The sequence below is a fragment of the Bacillus cereus group sp. MG1 genome (assembly GCF_040460035.1).
Classification (GTDB): Bacteria; Bacillota; Bacilli; order Bacillales; family Bacillaceae_G; genus Bacillus_A; species Bacillus_A cereus.
Genome location: NZ_JARVGY010000001.1, coordinates 4194649 through 4211736 on the forward strand (window position 1 = coordinate 4194649; position 17088 = coordinate 4211736).

A 17088-nucleotide genomic window follows, 5' to 3' on the forward strand; every position below is an offset into this window, starting at 1 on the left:
TGTTGAAATGGGATAAATGAACGTGATTTATTAACTTATCTCGCTATTTTCCTGTAAAAGCCCGATTAGTAAGGGCTAATTAAAGTTTCACTTTATAAAAAATTTTAAGGAGAAATTATGAGCACATATATTTATATGGTTAGACATGGTGAATCACCAAAACTAGAAGGAAATGAAAGAATGCGCGGGTTAACTGAGAGGGGACATATGGATGCCCGTAGAGTAACTGACATATTAAAAGCGGAGAGGATTGATACTTTTATTTCAAGTCCTTATAATCGGGCTGTGCTAACGATAGAGGAGTCAGCTAATTTCCATGAAAAAGAAATAGTAGTATATGAAAATCTTAAAGAGTGTATGTTTTCAAGTGAGGATCAGGTTATATCAGACAAAGAGGTGTATCCACTTGTACAGAAGATGTTCTCTAATCCGGACTTTGCACGAACGGAAGGAGAGTCATATGCAGATTGCCAGAGAAGAGTAGTGAAAGTATTAAAAGAAATCTTAATGGATTTTCAAGGATGGAAAATTGTAATTGGTACACATGGGCTTGTCATGACATTAATGATGAACTATTTTGATAAACAATATGGTTTTGAATTTTTAATGAATACGTCAAAACCGGATATATATAAGATGGAGTTTAAAGAAGAACAATTAATGAATGTAGAGAGATTATGGAAAGAGGAATAAAATTAGTTGCATGGATTTTGTTGTAAAAGTTACTTTTATAGCAAAGTCTTTTTTTTGAATAGAAAGCATCTTTATCAACTATTTTTAGAATGTTAAATAAATAAGTAATTATTCAGTCTTTGAATAAATTATGGAGAAATTGGTTTAGGGAAACAATTTTAAATGTGTCAAAACTCCAAACGTTGGATTTATATTCAATAGGAGAAAAAGATGTAGAATTTTGTCTTACAGTCCCCGTTTACTTTTCATTTCATTACATATAGGCTTTGTGGTGTAAGGGGGACATTGCCTTTACACAAAATCTATAAGGAGGTCATTGTAATGAAACAGATTAAAAAGTTTGCGGGAGTTGCTTTAGCGGGGACGATTGGATTAAGTGGACTACTGTTTTTAGAACCAAGTGTAAGCGTTGCGGAAGCACAGCAAGTGAGAGTGGAAAATTTCAATACAATTGATGTAACGATGAATCTAAATGAATTGTATGTATTAAGTGGCAGAAGTATTGATATTCTTTCTGGAGATAAAGAAGCAATTCAGTTAAATAAATACACAATTAGTTTTAATAAACCTGGGAAGTATGTGATTAAAGTAAATGGCTGTATTTATGATGATGTATATACTTTTATTGTAAATGAGTAGTATATATTCTTAAATTGCGAGATAAAAACAGAAACACCCTATTTACGGTGAGAGTCGTAAATAGGGTGGATTTATTTGTATTAATCTGCACTTTAAATATGTTCACTAATTTTCTTTTTGTTATGTAAAGTATGTAAAAGTGTTAACAATGTAAATGAAATATACATCTTCACATTCAAAAAAGTTAAAATATTTCGTTTTAAGGATTATAATGGAGGGAGAAACATAAAAGGGAGTGAATGAACTTGAAACAAGAACTTATTGAAAGATTTACGAGATATGTAAAAATTGATACGCAATCAAATGAAGAAAGCCATACAGTACCAACAACACCAGGACAAATTGAGTTTGGTAAGTTATTAGTGGAAGAGCTAAAAGAAATTGGTTTAACAGAAGTAACGATGGATGATAATGGTTATGTAATGGCAACACTTCCAGCTAATACGGACAAGGATGTTCCTGTAATTGGATTTTTAGCCCATTTAGATACAGCAACAGACTTTACAGGGAAAAACGTCAAACCACAAATTCATGAAAATTTTGATGGTAATGCAATTACGTTAAATGAAGAGCTAAATGTTGTGTTAACACCAGAGCAGTTCCCGGAATTACCATCATATAAAGGACATACCATTATTACAACTGATGGTACAACACTTCTAGGAGCAGATGATAAAGCTGGTCTTACAGAAATTATGGTTGCAATGAACCATTTAATACATAATCCGCAAATTAAGCACGGGAAAATAAGAGTAGCATTTACACCGGATGAAGAAATTGGTCGTGGGCCAGCGCATTTTGATGTAGAAGCGTTTGGTGCATCATTCGCTTATACGATGGATGGAGGTCCATTAGGTGGTTTAGAGTATGAAAGTTTTAATGCTGCAGGTGCTAAGTTAACGTTTAACGGAACGAATACACATCCTGGAACAGCGAAAAATAAAATGCGCAATGCTACTAAACTGGCTATGGAGTTTAACGGGTATTTACCAGTAGAAGAGGCGCCAGAATATACAGAAGGCTATGAAGGATTCTATCATTTACTTTCTTTAAATGGTGATGTTGAGCAAAGTAAAGCGTATTATATTATTCGAGACTTTGATCGTGAAAATTTTGAGGCGCGTAAAAATAACGTTAAAAATATTGTGAAGACTATGCAAGAAAAGTATGGCGAAGATGCAGTCGTTTTAGAAATGAATGATCAATACTATAACATGCTTGAAAAAATTGAACCGGTGAGAGAAATTGTTGATATTGCATATGAAGCAATGAAAAGTTTAGACATTGAACCAAATATTCATCCGATTCGCGGAGGCACAGATGGATCACAATTATCATATATGGGATTACCGACGCCGAATATTTTCACTGGTGGTGAAAACTATCACGGTAAATTTGAATATGTTTCGGTAGATACTATGGAAAAAGCCGTTCAAGTTATTGTGGAAATTGCAAGACGTTTTGAGGAGCAAGCTTAAAAAAGAACCAAGTAGTACGAATGTGCTACTTGGTTTTTTTAATATAGTACTCGCCACAAATAAAAAGTCGCATAAGACTCCCAATTAGCCCAGTTTGCCGCGAAACCTTTTATTTCATTTTTAGTCGGTTTATTTTCGGAACCTGTTATAAATTTAATTGCATTATGCAGACCAACATCATCAATTGGAAAAGCTGAAGGAAATCTTAAACAACGCATTAAAACATAGTTGGCAGTCCATGGTCCTATACCATGGATAGCGGTTAATTGTTTCTCAGCAACCTTTACATCTTGTGTTTGCAGTAAATCCTCTTTTGATAGTTTTCTCTCTGTAATAAGCTTCGCAATACCGATTAAATATTCACATTTTCTAGTCGTCATTTTTAATTGTTGGAGATCTTCTACATGTAGATTTGCAATTGTTTCAGGTGATGGGAATATCCAATGCTTTCTACCGTCCCATTCTACATAACTGCCAAATTGCTCAACTAATCTTCTTTTTAGCGTATAAGCATATGTTAAGTTAATTTGTTGACCGATAATTCCCCAGGAAAGTGCCTCAAATAAGTCTGGAATACCTAAATTACGAAGGCCATAATATTGTTCAATTGGTCCTTGAAGGAGTAAATCATGTTTAGCTAATGTATAAAAGGGAGCTAAATCAGTAGTTAAATCAAACCATTCTTTTACATAGTTAGCTACAGCTTCACGTATCGATTTTTCAGATGTATATGATTCTTCTAAACAACGTATTTGAATATTGCCATCTGTATTCACACTAATTTCAACTAAAGGATTTACATCTTGAACAGGGATAACTTTATAAATTTTGTTATCTTCAATATGAAACATACATTCATTGTTAGAACGTGATAGATAACGTAAATTTTCTTGGAAACAAAATTCTTTTGGAACTGCTATAGATAATGCGCTATTATATTCTGCTGTCATATGAATTCCACCTGTAACTTTTCTAATGTAAGCAATTTTTTCTTCATTTCTAATCCACCCCTAAATCCGGTTAGTTTCCCATTCTTCCCAATAACGCGGTGACAAGGAATAGTAATAAGGAGAGGGTTAGCAGCAATAGCAGAAGCAACGGCGCGCACAGCTTTAGGTTTTTGAATTCTTTCAGCAATTTCTGTATAAGAATATGTCTTTCCATAAGGAATTTCACGTACCGTATTCCAAACAGATAATTGAAAATTAGTTCCATAAGCATCGATAGGAAATGTAAAAGTTTCTCGCTTGTTTTCTAAATACTCGATAACTTCTTGCGTATATATTTGCAAGTAATCTGGACTATGAATCAATATATGTTGGGGCAGTTTTTTTCTAGCCCATATATTTAATTCTTCAAAGTTTTCGTCTTGTGATCCAATGAAACATAGTCCATTTTCAGTTGCAGCAATATGAAATCGCCAATTTTTATGTGTAAGTAGCGTCCAATATATATAATTATTTTTGTAGGAATTCATTATCGTATCCCTCTTTCATCTCGTTCTTTTTTCGATATTCAGTAGGAGTAAAGCCGGTTTTCTTTTTAAATAAAGTTGCGAAATACTCTGGGTTTTCTATCCCGACAGCAGTACTAATTTCTTTAATAGATTGATTTGTGTGTAAAAGGTATTTGGTTGCTTTAAGAATCCTGAATTGTTGTATATATTCTATAGGAGTTAGCCCTATTATTCTTTTGAAAGTACGTTGTAAATGAAAAGGGCTACCGTGACACATTCCCGCAAGCATGTCGAGAGTTAAGGATTTGTCATAATGCTTTTCGATATAGTCTTTAATTTGTTCTACCCACTCTTCATTAGGTAAAGTGATCCCATTTGGCTTACAACGTTTGCACGGGCGAAAGTTTTCACTTAATGCTTGCTCTGCATGATGAAAAATTCGTACATTGTTTCTATTTGGTATTCTTGATTTGCATGATGGCCTGCAAAAGATTCCAGTTGATTTCACAGCATAAAAGAATTTGCTATCATAGGAAGAATCGTTATGAATAATTGCTTGCCAATACTCATTTGTTAATGTAACTCCTTCATTGTGCAAAGAACATCACCTCTGAAATTAGTATAACCTGAATAAAGTGCGTATGTATGTATTCATAAATGTAAGAGCAAGATTACAAAGGTGAAAATATCGGATGGCGTTTAGATTATTTTGTTGTTTCGGAAAGAATGAAAGACCAGATGACAGAAGCGAAAATTAATAGTGAAGTGATGGGATCAGACCATTGTCCAGTTGAATTACATATAAATTTCTAAAAAAAGAAGTATCTCCCTAATATTAGGGAGATACTTCTTTTTTTAATTCAGTTTGTTAAAATTTTTCAAATCATTCTTGAAATAATTTCATATTAAATATATACTTAGTAACGATAATCATTATCAGTGAAAATGATTATCAAGTGATGAAGACGTAAAAGAATTATAGTCTAGGGGAAGTGAACGTGAATGAGTTCTGGATAAAATTATTAATCTAATGAAATATATATATGGAATAAGATTCATATAGTTAAATTCTATTGAGAATATAGTTTGAAAATTTGAGAGGAGACATATAAAGATGAACAAGAAATTATTTACTTTAGGGATGGTTACCGTTTTAAGTGTAGGTTTAGCGGCATGTAATAGTGCGGATAAAACTTCAGGCGAGCAAAAACAACAGACAAAAGCTACGGAAACGAAAAAAGATGAAAAACGAAAAATTACATATTTAGGTAAAGAATATACAGTGCCAGCAAAAGTAGATAAAATTGCGACAGCTAGTTTAGAGTCAATGGAAGATGCGGCAGTACTTGGAATTAAACCAGTTGGTGCCATTACTGTAGGTGGTAAACTACCAAAATACCTGGAAAAAGAGTTAGAAGGTGCGAAATCTGTTGGTGAGAAAATGCAACCCAATTTCGAAACATTACTACAATTAAAACCAGATGTGATTACATCAAGTACGAAATTCCCAGCAGAAACAGCTGAAAAGTTTACGAAAGTAGCTCCTACATTCCCGGTATCACACGTTTCAACAAATTGGGAAGATAACTTAAAGTTAATGGGAGAATTAACTGGTAAAAAAGATAAAGCAGAAAAAATTATTAAAGACTACAATTCAGACGCTGAAAAAGCAAAAGCAAAACTAGGAGATAAGTTAAAAGATAAAAAAGTACTTGTCATTAGACTAAGAGCAAACGAATTATTCCTATATCCAGAAGGAGTATACTTCAACCCTGTAATTTATAAAGATCTTGGACTAACTGCTCCAGAACAATTGAAAACTGTAAAAGCACAAGAGAAAATTTCATTTGAAAAACTTGCTGAACTTAACCCAGATTATATTTTCTTACAATATGAGGCAAGTGAAAATAAAAATCCAAAAGTGTTAGAAGAAATTGAAAGTAATCCAATTTGGCAAAGTATGAATGCTGCGAAGGAAAAGAAAGTATTTGTAAACGTTGTAGATCCAATGGCGCAAGGTGGTACTGCTTGGAGTAAAACTGCCTTCTTAAAAGAAGCAGTGAAAAATTTATCTAAATAATACAATAAGTAAGGTGCGTTGAATGATATGCAGAAAACAAATGCAGTACCAGTAACTATATTATGTATAGCACCCATACTCATCTTATTTACAGTTATACTTTCGATTTTGTATGGGGCGAAAAGTATTGATGCTGAAACAGTGTGGAACGCATTATTTCATTTTGATTCAAGTGATGTAAATCATAATATTATTATTACTTCACGTTTACCAAGGGTAGTTGCAGCTCTTTTAGTCGGAGCATTTCTAGCCATATCAGGAGCACTTATGCAGGGGATGACAAGAAACTATCTTGCATCCCCTTCTATTATGGGTGTGACGGATGGTGCTGCCTTTGTTATTACACTTTGTATAATTTTTCTTCCAGGAATGTCATCAATTGGTATGGTTATATGTTCAATGATTGGTTCTGCACTCGGAGCCGGTATCGTGTTTGGTTTTGGTTCGCTCCTTCAAAATGGCTTATCACCAGTTAGGTTAGCGATTATAGGAACAGTTATTGGAACATTTTTAAGCAGTGTATCGGCTGCAATGGCTTCGTATTTCCAAATTTCTCAAAATGTTAGTTTTTGGTTTAATGCAAAGTTAGATCAAGTAGATCCTAATATAATTAAAATCACGATACCGTTTGGGATAATTGGAATAATTTTAGCATTGTTAATATCAAAATCTATTACCATTCTTTCATTAGGCGAAGAGGTTTCTATTAATTTAGGACAGCGTACAAAACTAGTTAAAGCGATGGCAATTTTATCGGTAATTTTTTTAACAGGAACAGCAGTTGCTTTAGTGGGGAAAGTTGGTTTTGTAGGTTTAATTATTCCACACATTACCCGCTTTATAATTGGGGTAGATTATAAGTGGATTTTGCCATGTGCAGGTGTTATTGGTGGCGTTTTCTTAGCGTTATGTGACGTTTTGAGTAGATTTGTAAACTATCCATTTGAAACACCTATTGGAGTCGTTACCTCCTTAATTGGAATTCCTTTCTTCCTTTATTTAATCCGTACTAGAGGAGGAGAGAGACATGCTTAAAAGTTCAAGTCAACGTTTCGGAATGACGATGGGGATTATTATATTTTTAATACTATGTGCTATCTATATTAGTTTAACAAATGGTACGTTCGACATTACGATTACAGATGTATTTAAAACACTTTTTAGAATTGATCCAGTACCAGAACATGATTTAGTTATTTTTGAGTTTCGTCTTCCGCGTATCGTAATTGCTGGATTAGTAGGATTAGGCCTTGGTGTTGCAGGTGCTGTTATTCAAGGGATTACGAGAAATGGATTGGCGGACCCAGGTATTTTAGGAGTAAATGCCGGAGCGGGAACAGCGATTGTCATTTTTATGTTTTTCTTTCAAGGACAATTAAAAAGCACAGACTGGGTTTCTATTATGATGATGCCAATGTTTGGTTTAGTAGGTGGATTAGGTGCAGCTATCATCATTTATCTGTTTTCTTGGAAAAACGGTAAATTAGATTCGCAGCGACTTTTATTAACAGGGATTGCAATTGGATCGGGATTTGGAGCTTTTTCTATGTACTTATCACTCAAAATGAAGTCAACTGATTTCGAGATGGCTGCAGTGTGGGTGTCTGGAAGCATATATAGTGCGAACTGGAAGTATATTGTGGCTATGTTACCATGGCTTATTATCTTAATTCCACTTATACAAAAGAAAGCTTATTTATTAGATTTATTCCAATTGGAAGAAACGAGTATTACAAGTTTAGGTGTTTCAGTAGAAAGAGAGAAATCGATTTTATTATTAAGCAGTATCGGGCTTGTGAGTGCATGTGTTGCTGTTTCAGGGAGTATCGGTTTTATTGGCTTAATGGCACCGCATATAGCGAAAAGACTTGTCGGTATTCAACATAAGTATATAATTCCTACGTGCGGCGTAATCGGAATGTTTCTTGTAATTGCCTCAGACTTTATTGCAAAAACAGTTTTCACACCTGTAGAGTTACCAGTTGGAATCGTTATTTCTATTGTCGGTGTACCGTATTTCTTATATTTACTTTATAAGGCGAAAGCGTAAGAGGAGGAATAAAAGTGAGTATTTTAAGTGCAAAAAATTTAGAAACAAGTTATGAAAAGCTTACAGTGTTTCGCGATTTAAATGTGGAAATACAAGAAGGAAAAGTAACGACAATTATAGGTCCAAACGGTTGCGGTAAATCGACATTGTTAAAAACAATGGGAAGAATTTTAAAACAAAAAAGCGGAAAAGTATATTTGCAAGGGCAAGATTTACATACAATTTCAACGAAAGAAATTGCGAAGCAGTTAGCTTTACTCCCGCAAACTCCAATTGCACCAGGTGAACTTAAAGTGGAAGAATTAATTTCTTATGGACGCTATCCACATCGAAATAACGTAAATAAGTTAACGACAAAAGATAAAGAAATGATTGATTGGGCATTAAATATAACGAAAACTTCTGAATTTCGAACGAGACAAATTGCAAATTTATCAGGTGGTCAAAGACAAAAGGTATGGCTAGCGATGGCATTAGCACAAGAGACAGAAGTGTTGCTATTAGATGAGCCAACTACATACCTTGATATGTCTCATCAATTAGATGTATTACAAATTGTGGAGAAGTTAAATAAAGAACATAATTGTACGGTTGTTATGGTATTACATGATATCAACCATGCAGCAAGATTTTCAGATGAAATTATTGCAATGAAGGAAGGAGAAATTGTTACAACTGGTAGCCCAGAAGAAATCATTACAAATGAAGTATTAAAAGAAGTATTTCATATTGATGCACGTGTCATGATTGATCCGTATAACGGGGCTCCTGTTTGTTTCGGTTATGATAGCGTTGTATCTCAAGAAGAAAAAATCGAAATATATGTAACAAGTTAAAAAGGGGGGGATAGGGTGAATACTACAGTTGAAAAACAGCAGATTATAATATCTAATACAGAACAGTGGAAAATGTATTCAAAATTAGAAGGTAAGGAATATCAAATTCATATTTCAAAGCCGAGGCAACCAGCACCGGATTCAGGATATCCTGTCATTTACGTATTAGATGGCAATGCCTTTTTTCAAACATTTCATGAAGCAGTTAAAATACAATCAGTAAGAGCGGAAAAAACTGGTGTTTCACCAGCTGTTATAGTAGGAGTGGGTTATCCAATTGAAGGCGCATTTTCAGGGGAAGAAAGATGTTATGATTTTACGCCTAGCGTAATTTCAAAAGATGCCCCTTTAAAACCAGACGGTAAACCGTGGCCTAAAACAGGAGGAGCACATAATTTCTTTACTTTTATTGAAGAAGAACTGAAACCACAAATTGAAAAGAATTTTGAGATTGATAAAGGTAAGCAAACGTTATTTGGGCATTCTTTAGGTGGATTATTTGCTCTCCATATACTATTTACAAACTTAAATGCTTTTCAAAATTATTTTATTAGTAGTCCATCTATATGGTGGAATAATAAATCCGTACTTGAAAAAGAAGAGAACCTTATAAATGAATTAAACAATGCTAAGTTTGAAACAGGAGTGTTCCTTACAGTTGGGTCACTAGAACGAGAGCATATGGTTGTAGGTGCAAATGAATTATCAGAGCGCCTTCTCCAAGTAAACCACGATAAACTTAAATTTAAGTTTTATGAAGCTGAAGGGGAGAATCATGCATCTGTTGTGCCGACGTCTTTAAGTAAAGGGTTGAGATTTATTAGTTACATATAGGAAAAAAGGTTATGGATGAAACATTCCATAACCTTTTTTGATATGTAGAATTGTCCTTTTTGAAAGTTTTGTTTCAACTTTTCGTCTAAAGAGACAAAAAGTTGTCACAAAACGGTCACAATTAGCATAAACATAAAATAGACGAAATGAACTTATTTCCAAAAAGGCTCGGTTTATTCCGATCATGATTTGTAGAGCTGAAAAAGTATGGATTAAAAGTTCACTATATTCCCAAGGAGGTAGATCGTATGAAAACTATTCTTGCTATCGCTGGACTTATTTGGGTTCTATCGCATGGCATCCCAATTTATGAAGGAGAACAAATTCGCAGTGCTCTGAATAAAAATTTTAATGAATATCATATCATTGACCGGCAAGATAATGTTGTAACAGTTCGAGTAAATGACTGTTTTCATACGGTAACCGTTGAAGGAACTTCAGTAGTGAATGATACAAAAGTATGTGATCAACAATAATTATATATGGAAAGAAAAAATTCTTGGATTAAATATCTGAAAATTAAGATTTTAATATTATAGATGAAGAATAAGCGGGGGCGGGTAATCCCCGCTTATTCTTGTTTCACTTTATTGAATTTTGATGAGAGATATAATGATTTTTTTGACAAAAAGGAAAGGGTATACTAAAAATTGAGATTAAGAAGCTAATGCATTGTTAAGAATAATCATAAAGCGTAAATATACTCTTATGGGGTATCGTGCGTAGATATTTAATGCTATAATTGGTATACTCATAAAAACAATTGTTTTATTGGGTGAAGAGAAACTTTAAGAAGGTGATAATATGGATCATAAAGAGCATGAAGCAGTAACACATAGATCAGAAAAAGAAAAAGAACAGATTATAAATAGATTAAAGAGAATTGAAGGACAGGTCCGCGGTATTCAAAATATGATTGAAAATGATCGTTATTGCGTGGATATTTTAGTGCAAATTTCAGCGATTAATGCAGCGATGAAAAAAGTAGGAATGGGTGTATTAAAAAACCATACAAGTCATTGTGTTTCAGGTGCTATTAAAGATGGCAATGGTGACGAAGCAATTGAAGAATTAATGACTGTATTTGAACGTTTTTCAAAAGCGTAAAAACAAGCTAGTATGTCACTGGCTTGTTTTTTTGTTTACCTTCATAATAAGATCTCGGCGTATTGATGTGAAAAAGTGTGTGTAAAATAAACTTTTAGAAAATAATTGAAAAATCATGATATAAAACCATTGATTACCTTAGGGGGGTATGGTAAGATGTAATTGTGATTAACAAACAATGAATAAACAAGAGGAGGATTTTAAATGGAACAGTTAACATTACAGGTTGAAGGTATGTCTTGTGGACATTGTGTAAATGCTATCGAAAGCAGTGTGAAAGAGCTAAACGGTGTTGAACAAGTGAAGGTTCAATTAGCAGAAGGAACTGTTGAAGTTACTATCGACTCGTCTGCCGTAACATTAAAAGATATCGTTGCTGTAATCGAAGACCAAGGATACGATGTTCAATAATTATTTTTAGATATGGAAATAAATCGTACTTTAAATGAAGTACGATTTATTTTGCTAATAATTATACCTCATAAGGGTATATAGAGGTGAGAGACATGAATGAAAAAAAAGAGGCCAATCTTCAAATATCAGGAATGACATGTGTGGCATGTGCAAATAGAATTGAAAAAGGTCTAAAAAAAGTAGAAGGTGTTCATGAGGCGAATGTAAATTTTGCACTTGAAAAAACAAAAATAATGTACGATCCAACTAAAACAAATCCGCAACAGTTTAAAGAAAAAGTTGAATCGTTAGGATATGGAATTGTAAGTGATAAAGCTGAATTTACTGTTTCAGGAATGACATGTGCAGCATGTGCAAATAGAGTTGAAAAGCGCTTAAATAAGTTAGATGGTGTGAACAAAGCGACAGTAAATTTTGCTTTAGAATCAGCTACAGTAGACTTTAATCCTGATGAAGTTAATGTAAATGAAATGAAGAGTGCGATTACGAAGCTAGGATATAAATTAGAAGTGAAACCAGATAATCAAGATGCATCAACTGATCATCGATTACAAGAAATTGAAAGACAAAAGAAGAAGTTTATTATTTCGTTTATTTTATCTTTCCCATTATTGTGGGCAATGGTTAGTCATTTCTCATTTACGTCGTTTATTTATTTACCGGATATGTTAATGAGCCCTTGGGTGCAACTAGCACTTGCAACCCCTGTTCAATTTATCATTGGTGGACAGTTTTATGTTGGAGCTTATAAAGCGTTACGTAATAAAAGTGCGAATATGGATGTTCTCGTGGCACTTGGAACGTCGGCCGCGTATTTCTATAGTGTATATTTAAGTATTCAATCTATTGGTTCTTCGAAACATATGACAGATTTATATTTTGAAACGAGTGCGGTACTTATTACATTAATTATTTTAGGTAAATTATTTGAAGCGAAAGCAAAAGGGCGCTCATCAGAAGCAATTAAAAAATTGATGGGTTTACAAGCGAAGACAGCTACAGTTGTGCGAGATGGAACAGAAATAAAAATTTTGATTGAAGAAGTAGTAGCTGGTGATATCGTCTATGTAAAGCCTGGTGAAAAAATACCAGTAGATGGTGAGATTGTAGAAGGAAAGTCAGCAATTGATGAATCGATGTTAACGGGTGAAAGTATTCCTGTTGATAAGTCAATTGGGGATGTAGTAATAGGTTCGACAATAAATAAAAATGGATTTTTAAAAGTGAAAGCAACTAAAGTAGGAAGAGATACTGCATTAGCTCAAATTATTAAAGTAGTAGAAGAGGCACAAGGTTCAAAAGCTCCTATTCAAAGGGTAGCAGATCAAATTTCAGGTATTTTCGTACCGGTTGTAGTTGTGATTGCGATTATCACATTTGCAGTATGGATGATATTTGTTACACCTGGTGATTTTGGCGGAGCACTTGAGAAAATGATAGCAGTACTTGTTATCGCTTGTCCATGTGCATTAGGTCTTGCAACGCCTACATCTATTATGGCAGGATCAGGAAGATCAGCAGAGTATGGTATTTTATTTAAAGGTGGAGAGCATTTAGAAGCAACGCACCGATTAGATACGGTTATTTTAGATAAAACGGGTACAGTGACAAATGGGAAGCCGGTGTTAACAGATGTAATTGTAGCAGATGGATTCAATGAAAATGAACTGCTTAGATTAGTAGGGGCAGCAGAAAGAAATTCTGAACATCCACTTGCAGAAGCGATTGTAGAAGGAATTAAAGAAAAGAAAATTGATATCCCAAGTTCAGAAACGTTTGAAGCGATTCCGGGATTTGGTATCGAATCAGTTGTAGAAGGAAAACACTTATTAATTGGTACACGTCGATTAATGAAGAAATTCAATATTGATATTGAAGAAGTTTCTAAATCAATGGAAGCGCAAGAACGAGAAGGAAAAACAGCAATGCTTATTGCAATCGATAAAGAATATGCTGGTATAGTTGCCGTTGCAGATACTGTAAAAGATACTTCAAAAGCAGCTATCGCAAGACTGAAAAAAATGGGTCTAGACGTTGTGATGATTACAGGAGATAATACACAAACTGCTCAGGCAATTGCAAAGCAAGTTGGTATTGATCACGTAATTGCAGAAGTATTGCCAGAAGGAAAAGCAGAAGAAGTGAAAAAACTGCAAGCAAATGGTAAGAAAGTAGCGATGGTTGGAGACGGGATAAATGATGCTCCTGCTCTTGCTACAGCGAACATTGGTATGGCAATTGGAACGGGAACGGATGTAGCGATGGAAGCAGCGGATATAACGTTAATCCGCGGTGACTTAAATAGTATTGCTGATGCGATCTTTATGAGTAAAATGACGATAAGAAATATTAAACAAAATTTATTCTGGGCATTAGCTTATAACGCGTTAGGAATTCCAATTGCGGCATTAGGTTTCTTAGCCCCTTGGGTTGCTGGAGCAGCGATGGCATTTAGTTCTGTATCCGTTGTATTAAATGCATTACGATTACAAAGAGTTAAATTAAAATCTTAAAGAGCTACATTAAGTAATTGAATAGAATTAAAAAACAATACTTTGAATAAGTATTGTTTTTTTTGTTCGTATAGAAATTAAAACGATATAATAAAGTAGAAATATAGAATCGTATGTAGTAGAAAAGTTAAGAGGTAGTTTCGTAAGGAGACTTATATATGTTAAAAGATATTATAATTAGAACATTCCAGAAAGAAGATTTAGATCAAGTATTACAATTGTTCTATGAAACAGTTCATACGGTTAATGCAAAAGATTATAATGAGTTACAGCTACAGGCGTGGGCACCGGAGCAACTAGATAGAGAAAATTGGTTACAGTCTTTAGAAAAGAATATTAGCTATGTAGCGGATCATAAAGGTGTGATTGTGGGGTTTGGGGATTATAACGATGATCGTTACGTAGATCGTTTATTTACGCATAAAGATTATCAAGGGAAAAGAGTCGCTTCATACATACTACAGAAGTTAGAAAAAGAAGCAGTGAACCTAGGGCATAGGGAGATATATACAGAGGCGAGCATTACCGCAAAACCTTTTTTTGAAAGTAAAGGTTTTATTTGCATAAAAGAACAAAAGAAACAACATAATGGTCAGATTTTTATTAATTATGTTATGAAAAAAATATCCTTCTCATAAATGAGAAGGATATTTTTCATTATTTTACAGCTTCTTTTAGTTCTTTACCAGCTTTGAAAGCAGGTACTTTAGAAGCTGCGATTTGCATTTCTTCACCAGTTTGTGGGTTACGGCCTGTACGAGCAGCTCTTTCACGAACTTCGAATGTACCGAATCCGATAAGTTGTACTTTTTCACCAGCAGCTAAAGTGTTAGTGATTGATTCTACTACAGTTTGTACAACTACAGTAGCTTCTTTTTGAGAAATCTCAGCATTTTGTGCTACGTTTTTAATTAATTCTGTTTTGTTCATGTTTTTCACCTCATATGTAAATAATGCTATTTAAGTTGTTATTATAACGTATAAAACATTCGAGAACAAGTGTACGTACATATATTCGCAAAAAAAATGAAATTTGTAATATTTTTTAGGGCACTTTATAGACATTCCATTTAAGCGGACAGAGATTTGTTCTTCATTTCAGTCTTCTCTTGATGAGCAGGTAGTTTCTTATTATAAGATATGAAGTAAGGTAGTGCTACAAATAACATACCTCCTACTAAATTTCCAAAGAAAACAAAAATAAAGTTTGGAAAATATTCAGCCCAAGTGAAATGACCGGCAAAAATGGCGGCTGGGATGACAAACATATTGGCTACAACGTGTTGAAATCCAATCGCAACAAAAGTCATAACCGGGAACCAAATACCGATAATCTTTCCGATAAATTCTTTACTTCCCATACTGAGCCAAACAGCTAAACAAACGAGCCAATTACATCCGATTGCAGAAATAAATGCTTGCAATGGTGTATCTTGTAGTTTCGCTTGAGCGATAGAAATAGTTTTTGCTAAAAAAGCTCCTTCAGTTAAGCCAACGATATGACCGAAAAAGTAGGCTACAAATACAGCCCCTATGAAATTGCTAAATGTAACAATAACTAAATTTCGTATGAAATAAAATAAAGTAATTTTCTTTTGAAGCCAGGCCATAGAAACTGTCATCATGTTACCAGTTACTAGTTCACCGCCTGCAAGAATAACGAGAATAAGGCCAATAGGGAATACAGCAGCGCCTAGAAAACTAGTAAATGATCCCCAAGCCTTTGGCATTGTTCCAATAACATGAATATCGAGTAAATACCCTAATGCTATAAAAGCACCGCCAAAAAAACCGAGAATTAACATAGGGAGTAATGATAAATGAGCTTTTTTTCTTCCGGAATTAGCAGCAAGTTCCGTAATTTCTTCTGGTGTAAATACAGACATGAATAACCCCTCCGTAATAAAATGATGGAATGAATAGAAAAAATTTCGAAAATCTATGTATTATAAAAATATGTTATGACTTCTGTATAAAATTGTCAAAGTGAATAGAGAGGGAATTACATATTGATAACATTGTTCATGTTGTCACATGAATGTAACAATAAGGATTTAAAGTGTTTCTAGAGGTGAAAACATGAATACGAATCATGTAAAAAAAGAACGAAAAAAATCAATCGTAAAGATATTTATTATTAGTTTTATAAGTATATTAATGATACCAGTAAGTTTGTATTATTATGCGACAGAAATAGAACGAAAACTAGTAACAGTTACGTGGAATGAAATAGAAGCTTCTACAATTCCTAAAGAGTTTAATAATAAAAAAATATTGCAGTTTTCAGATGTACATTTAGGACCAGAGTTTACACTGAAACAACTTGAACATTTAGTGGAGAAGATGAATGAATTACATCCAGATATAGTAGTTTTTACCGGAGATTTAATAGATAAATTTGGGTCTTATAGTGCGGAAAGAGAAGAAGCGAAGGTTATTTTGCAGAAAATTTACGCTCCCTTAGGGAAATATGCTGTGTTTGGGAATCATGATAGGGGCGGGGGCGGTAGTTTATTTTACAAAAAATATATGGAAGAAGCTGGTTTTTCTGTATTAGTAAATGAAGTGCAGAAAATTAAAGTGGAAAACGGCAAATATATTATAATATCAGGTTTGGATGATTTTCTATTAGGGAAGCCGCAATAGATTCAACTTTAAAAAACTTGAAACAAAATGATTTCAACATGTTATTAGTACATGAGCCGGATGTTGTAACCAAAATAAATCGTTACCCAGTTGATCTTCAACTGTCAGGACATAGTCACGGAGGACAAGTCCAAATTCCTTTTGTAGGTCCGTTAATTACTACCAAACTAGCTGAGCACTACGTTGAAGGTATGTATGAAGTAGAGGGGAAGAGTAAGCCGTTATATTTATATGTAAATCGTGGCATTGGGACTACTAGGATGCCTGTTAGATTTTGTAGTGTACCTGAGCTTTCAATTTTTGTGTTGAAGCAAAATAGTAACTAGAATATTTAACAATATG

Annotated in this window: 18 protein-coding genes and 2 pseudogenes; 15 read left to right on the top strand and 5 right to left on the bottom strand. The window is 33.9% G+C overall.

What is annotated here, in order from left to right; genetic code table 11:
* The first annotated feature begins 117 nt into the window (after positions 1–117).
* The 3 genes from QCI79_RS22080 to pepT all read left to right on the top strand — a co-directional run bounded on the left by QCI79_RS22080 (position 118) and on the right by pepT (position 2810).
* Positions 118–693: a histidine phosphatase family protein gene (locus tag QCI79_RS22080; protein WP_000109184.1), complete on the top strand. Its 576-nt coding sequence runs from the start codon at positions 118–120 to the stop codon at positions 691–693.
* Between the two features lie 321 nt (positions 694–1014).
* The gene (locus QCI79_RS22085; RefSeq protein ID WP_000809497.1) at positions 1015–1332 is read left to right on the top strand and encodes a hypothetical protein; all 318 of its coding nucleotides are present in this window, start codon (positions 1015–1017) and stop codon (positions 1330–1332) included.
* Between the two features lie 245 nt (positions 1333–1577).
* On the top strand, positions 1578–2810 hold the full coding sequence (gene pepT, locus QCI79_RS22090; RefSeq protein WP_000807014.1) for a peptidase T: 1233 nt from the start codon (positions 1578–1580) through the stop codon (positions 2808–2810).
* Between the two features lie 38 nt (positions 2811–2848).
* Here the strand turns inward: pepT and QCI79_RS22095 are convergent, their stop codons facing one another.
* From QCI79_RS22095 to QCI79_RS22105, 3 genes are read right to left on the bottom strand one after another with little or no spacing between them, the layout of a single operon-like run.
* Entirely contained in the window at positions 2849–3760 is a 912-nt protein-coding gene (locus QCI79_RS22095) for a DNA-3-methyladenine glycosylase 2 (protein ID WP_000123507.1), read from the bottom strand.
* Entirely contained in the window at positions 3757–4287 is a 531-nt protein-coding gene (locus QCI79_RS22100; protein ID WP_001089839.1) for a methylated-DNA--[protein]-cysteine S-methyltransferase, read from the bottom strand. The genes QCI79_RS22095 and QCI79_RS22100 overlap by 4 nt, the downstream gene beginning before the upstream one ends.
* The gene (locus tag QCI79_RS22105; RefSeq protein WP_000551325.1) at positions 4268–4864 is read right to left on the bottom strand and encodes a bifunctional transcriptional activator/DNA repair enzyme AdaA; all 597 of its coding nucleotides are present in this window, start codon (positions 4862–4864) and stop codon (positions 4268–4270) included. The genes QCI79_RS22100 and QCI79_RS22105 overlap by 20 nt, the downstream gene beginning before the upstream one ends.
* Positions 4865–4941: 77 nt before the next feature.
* Between QCI79_RS22105 and QCI79_RS22110 the strand changes: the two are divergent.
* The 11 genes and pseudogenes from QCI79_RS22110 to QCI79_RS22160 all read left to right on the top strand — a co-directional run.
* A pseudogene (locus QCI79_RS22110) lies at positions 4942–5079 on the top strand (exodeoxyribonuclease III); the annotation flags it as partial.
* Positions 5080–5380: 301 nt separating this feature from the next.
* Positions 5381–6346, top strand: coding sequence for an iron-hydroxamate ABC transporter substrate-binding protein (locus QCI79_RS22115; RefSeq protein ID WP_001035506.1), 966 nt, complete (start codon positions 5381–5383; stop codon positions 6344–6346).
* A gap of 27 nt (positions 6347–6373) precedes the next feature.
* Positions 6374–7381 (top strand): FecCD family ABC transporter permease, encoded by a 1008-nt coding sequence (locus QCI79_RS22120; RefSeq protein WP_001173051.1) that lies wholly within the window; start codon positions 6374–6376, stop codon positions 7379–7381.
* Positions 7374–8396 (top strand): FecCD family ABC transporter permease, encoded by a 1023-nt coding sequence (locus QCI79_RS22125; RefSeq protein WP_000920450.1) that lies wholly within the window; start codon positions 7374–7376, stop codon positions 8394–8396. The genes QCI79_RS22120 and QCI79_RS22125 overlap by 8 nt, the downstream gene beginning before the upstream one ends.
* 14 nt (positions 8397–8410) lie before the next feature.
* A complete protein-coding gene (locus QCI79_RS22130; protein ID WP_000025773.1) occupies positions 8411–9232 on the top strand; it encodes an ABC transporter ATP-binding protein in 822 nt (273 codons plus the stop codon).
* Positions 9233–9247: 15 nt separating this feature from the next.
* Positions 9248–10066, top strand: coding sequence for an alpha/beta hydrolase (locus QCI79_RS22135; protein WP_001098697.1), 819 nt, complete (start codon positions 9248–9250; stop codon positions 10064–10066).
* A gap of 248 nt (positions 10067–10314) precedes the next feature.
* Positions 10315–10542, top strand: a complete 228-nt coding sequence (locus QCI79_RS22140) for a hypothetical protein (RefSeq protein ID WP_000849103.1) — start codon at positions 10315–10317, stop codon at positions 10540–10542.
* A gap of 328 nt (positions 10543–10870) precedes the next feature.
* Positions 10871–11173 (top strand): metal-sensing transcriptional repressor, encoded by a 303-nt coding sequence (locus QCI79_RS22145; RefSeq protein ID WP_000349636.1) that lies wholly within the window; start codon positions 10871–10873, stop codon positions 11171–11173.
* A 204-nt stretch (positions 11174–11377) separates the two neighbouring features.
* A complete protein-coding gene (gene copZ / locus QCI79_RS22150; RefSeq protein WP_000436973.1) occupies positions 11378–11584 on the top strand; it encodes a copper chaperone CopZ in 207 nt (68 codons plus the stop codon).
* Between the two features lie 95 nt (positions 11585–11679).
* A complete protein-coding gene (locus QCI79_RS22155; RefSeq protein ID WP_001003187.1) occupies positions 11680–14100 on the top strand; it encodes a heavy metal translocating P-type ATPase in 2421 nt (806 codons plus the stop codon).
* A 158-nt stretch (positions 14101–14258) separates the two neighbouring features.
* On the top strand, positions 14259–14738 hold the full coding sequence (locus QCI79_RS22160; protein WP_000910155.1) for a GNAT family N-acetyltransferase: 480 nt from the start codon (positions 14259–14261) through the stop codon (positions 14736–14738).
* A gap of 19 nt (positions 14739–14757) precedes the next feature.
* Here the strand turns inward: QCI79_RS22160 and QCI79_RS22165 are convergent, their stop codons facing one another.
* The gene (locus tag QCI79_RS22165) at positions 14758–15030 is read right to left on the bottom strand and encodes an HU family DNA-binding protein (RefSeq protein WP_001043904.1); all 273 of its coding nucleotides are present in this window, start codon (positions 15028–15030) and stop codon (positions 14758–14760) included.
* A 140-nt stretch (positions 15031–15170) separates the two neighbouring features.
* Positions 15171–15986: a formate/nitrite transporter family protein gene (locus tag QCI79_RS22170; protein ID WP_000110530.1), complete on the bottom strand. Its 816-nt coding sequence runs from the start codon at positions 15984–15986 to the stop codon at positions 15171–15173.
* A 193-nt stretch (positions 15987–16179) separates the two neighbouring features.
* Between QCI79_RS22170 and QCI79_RS22175 the strand changes: the two are divergent.
* Positions 16180–17072 (top strand): annotated as a pseudogene (locus QCI79_RS22175) (metallophosphoesterase).
* Positions 17073–17088 lie beyond the last annotated feature (16 nt).

What these genes read in the sequence shown, in the direction of transcription:
- QCI79_RS22170 (WP_000110530.1), bottom strand. Translation starts at nt 15,986, where the DNA reads ATGTCTGTATTTACACCAGAAGAAATTACGGAACTTGCTGCTAATTCC.
- QCI79_RS22080 (WP_000109184.1), top strand. Translation starts at nt 118, where the DNA reads ATGAGCACATATATTTATATGGTTAGACATGGTGAATCACCAAAACTA.
- QCI79_RS22100 (WP_001089839.1), bottom strand. Translation starts at nt 4,287, where the DNA reads ATGAATTCCTACAAAAATAATTATATATATTGGACGCTACTTACACAT.
- QCI79_RS22160 (WP_000910155.1), top strand. Translation starts at nt 14,259, where the DNA reads ATGTTAAAAGATATTATAATTAGAACATTCCAGAAAGAAGATTTAGAT.
- QCI79_RS22085 (WP_000809497.1), top strand. Translation starts at nt 1,015, where the DNA reads ATGAAACAGATTAAAAAGTTTGCGGGAGTTGCTTTAGCGGGGACGATT.
- copZ (WP_000436973.1), top strand. Translation starts at nt 11,378, where the DNA reads ATGGAACAGTTAACATTACAGGTTGAAGGTATGTCTTGTGGACATTGT.
- QCI79_RS22115 (WP_001035506.1), top strand. Translation starts at nt 5,381, where the DNA reads ATGAACAAGAAATTATTTACTTTAGGGATGGTTACCGTTTTAAGTGTA.
- QCI79_RS22165 (WP_001043904.1), bottom strand. Translation starts at nt 15,030, where the DNA reads ATGAACAAAACAGAATTAATTAAAAACGTAGCACAAAATGCTGAGATT.
- QCI79_RS22095 (WP_000123507.1), bottom strand. Translation starts at nt 3,760, where the DNA reads ATGACAGCAGAATATAATAGCGCATTATCTATAGCAGTTCCAAAAGAA.
- QCI79_RS22140 (WP_000849103.1), top strand. Translation starts at nt 10,315, where the DNA reads ATGAAAACTATTCTTGCTATCGCTGGACTTATTTGGGTTCTATCGCAT.
- QCI79_RS22125 (WP_000920450.1), top strand. Translation starts at nt 7,374, where the DNA reads ATGCTTAAAAGTTCAAGTCAACGTTTCGGAATGACGATGGGGATTATT.
- QCI79_RS22145 (WP_000349636.1), top strand. Translation starts at nt 10,871, where the DNA reads ATGGATCATAAAGAGCATGAAGCAGTAACACATAGATCAGAAAAAGAA.
- QCI79_RS22155 (WP_001003187.1), top strand. Translation starts at nt 11,680, where the DNA reads ATGAATGAAAAAAAAGAGGCCAATCTTCAAATATCAGGAATGACATGT.
- QCI79_RS22120 (WP_001173051.1), top strand. Translation starts at nt 6,374, where the DNA reads ATGCAGAAAACAAATGCAGTACCAGTAACTATATTATGTATAGCACCC.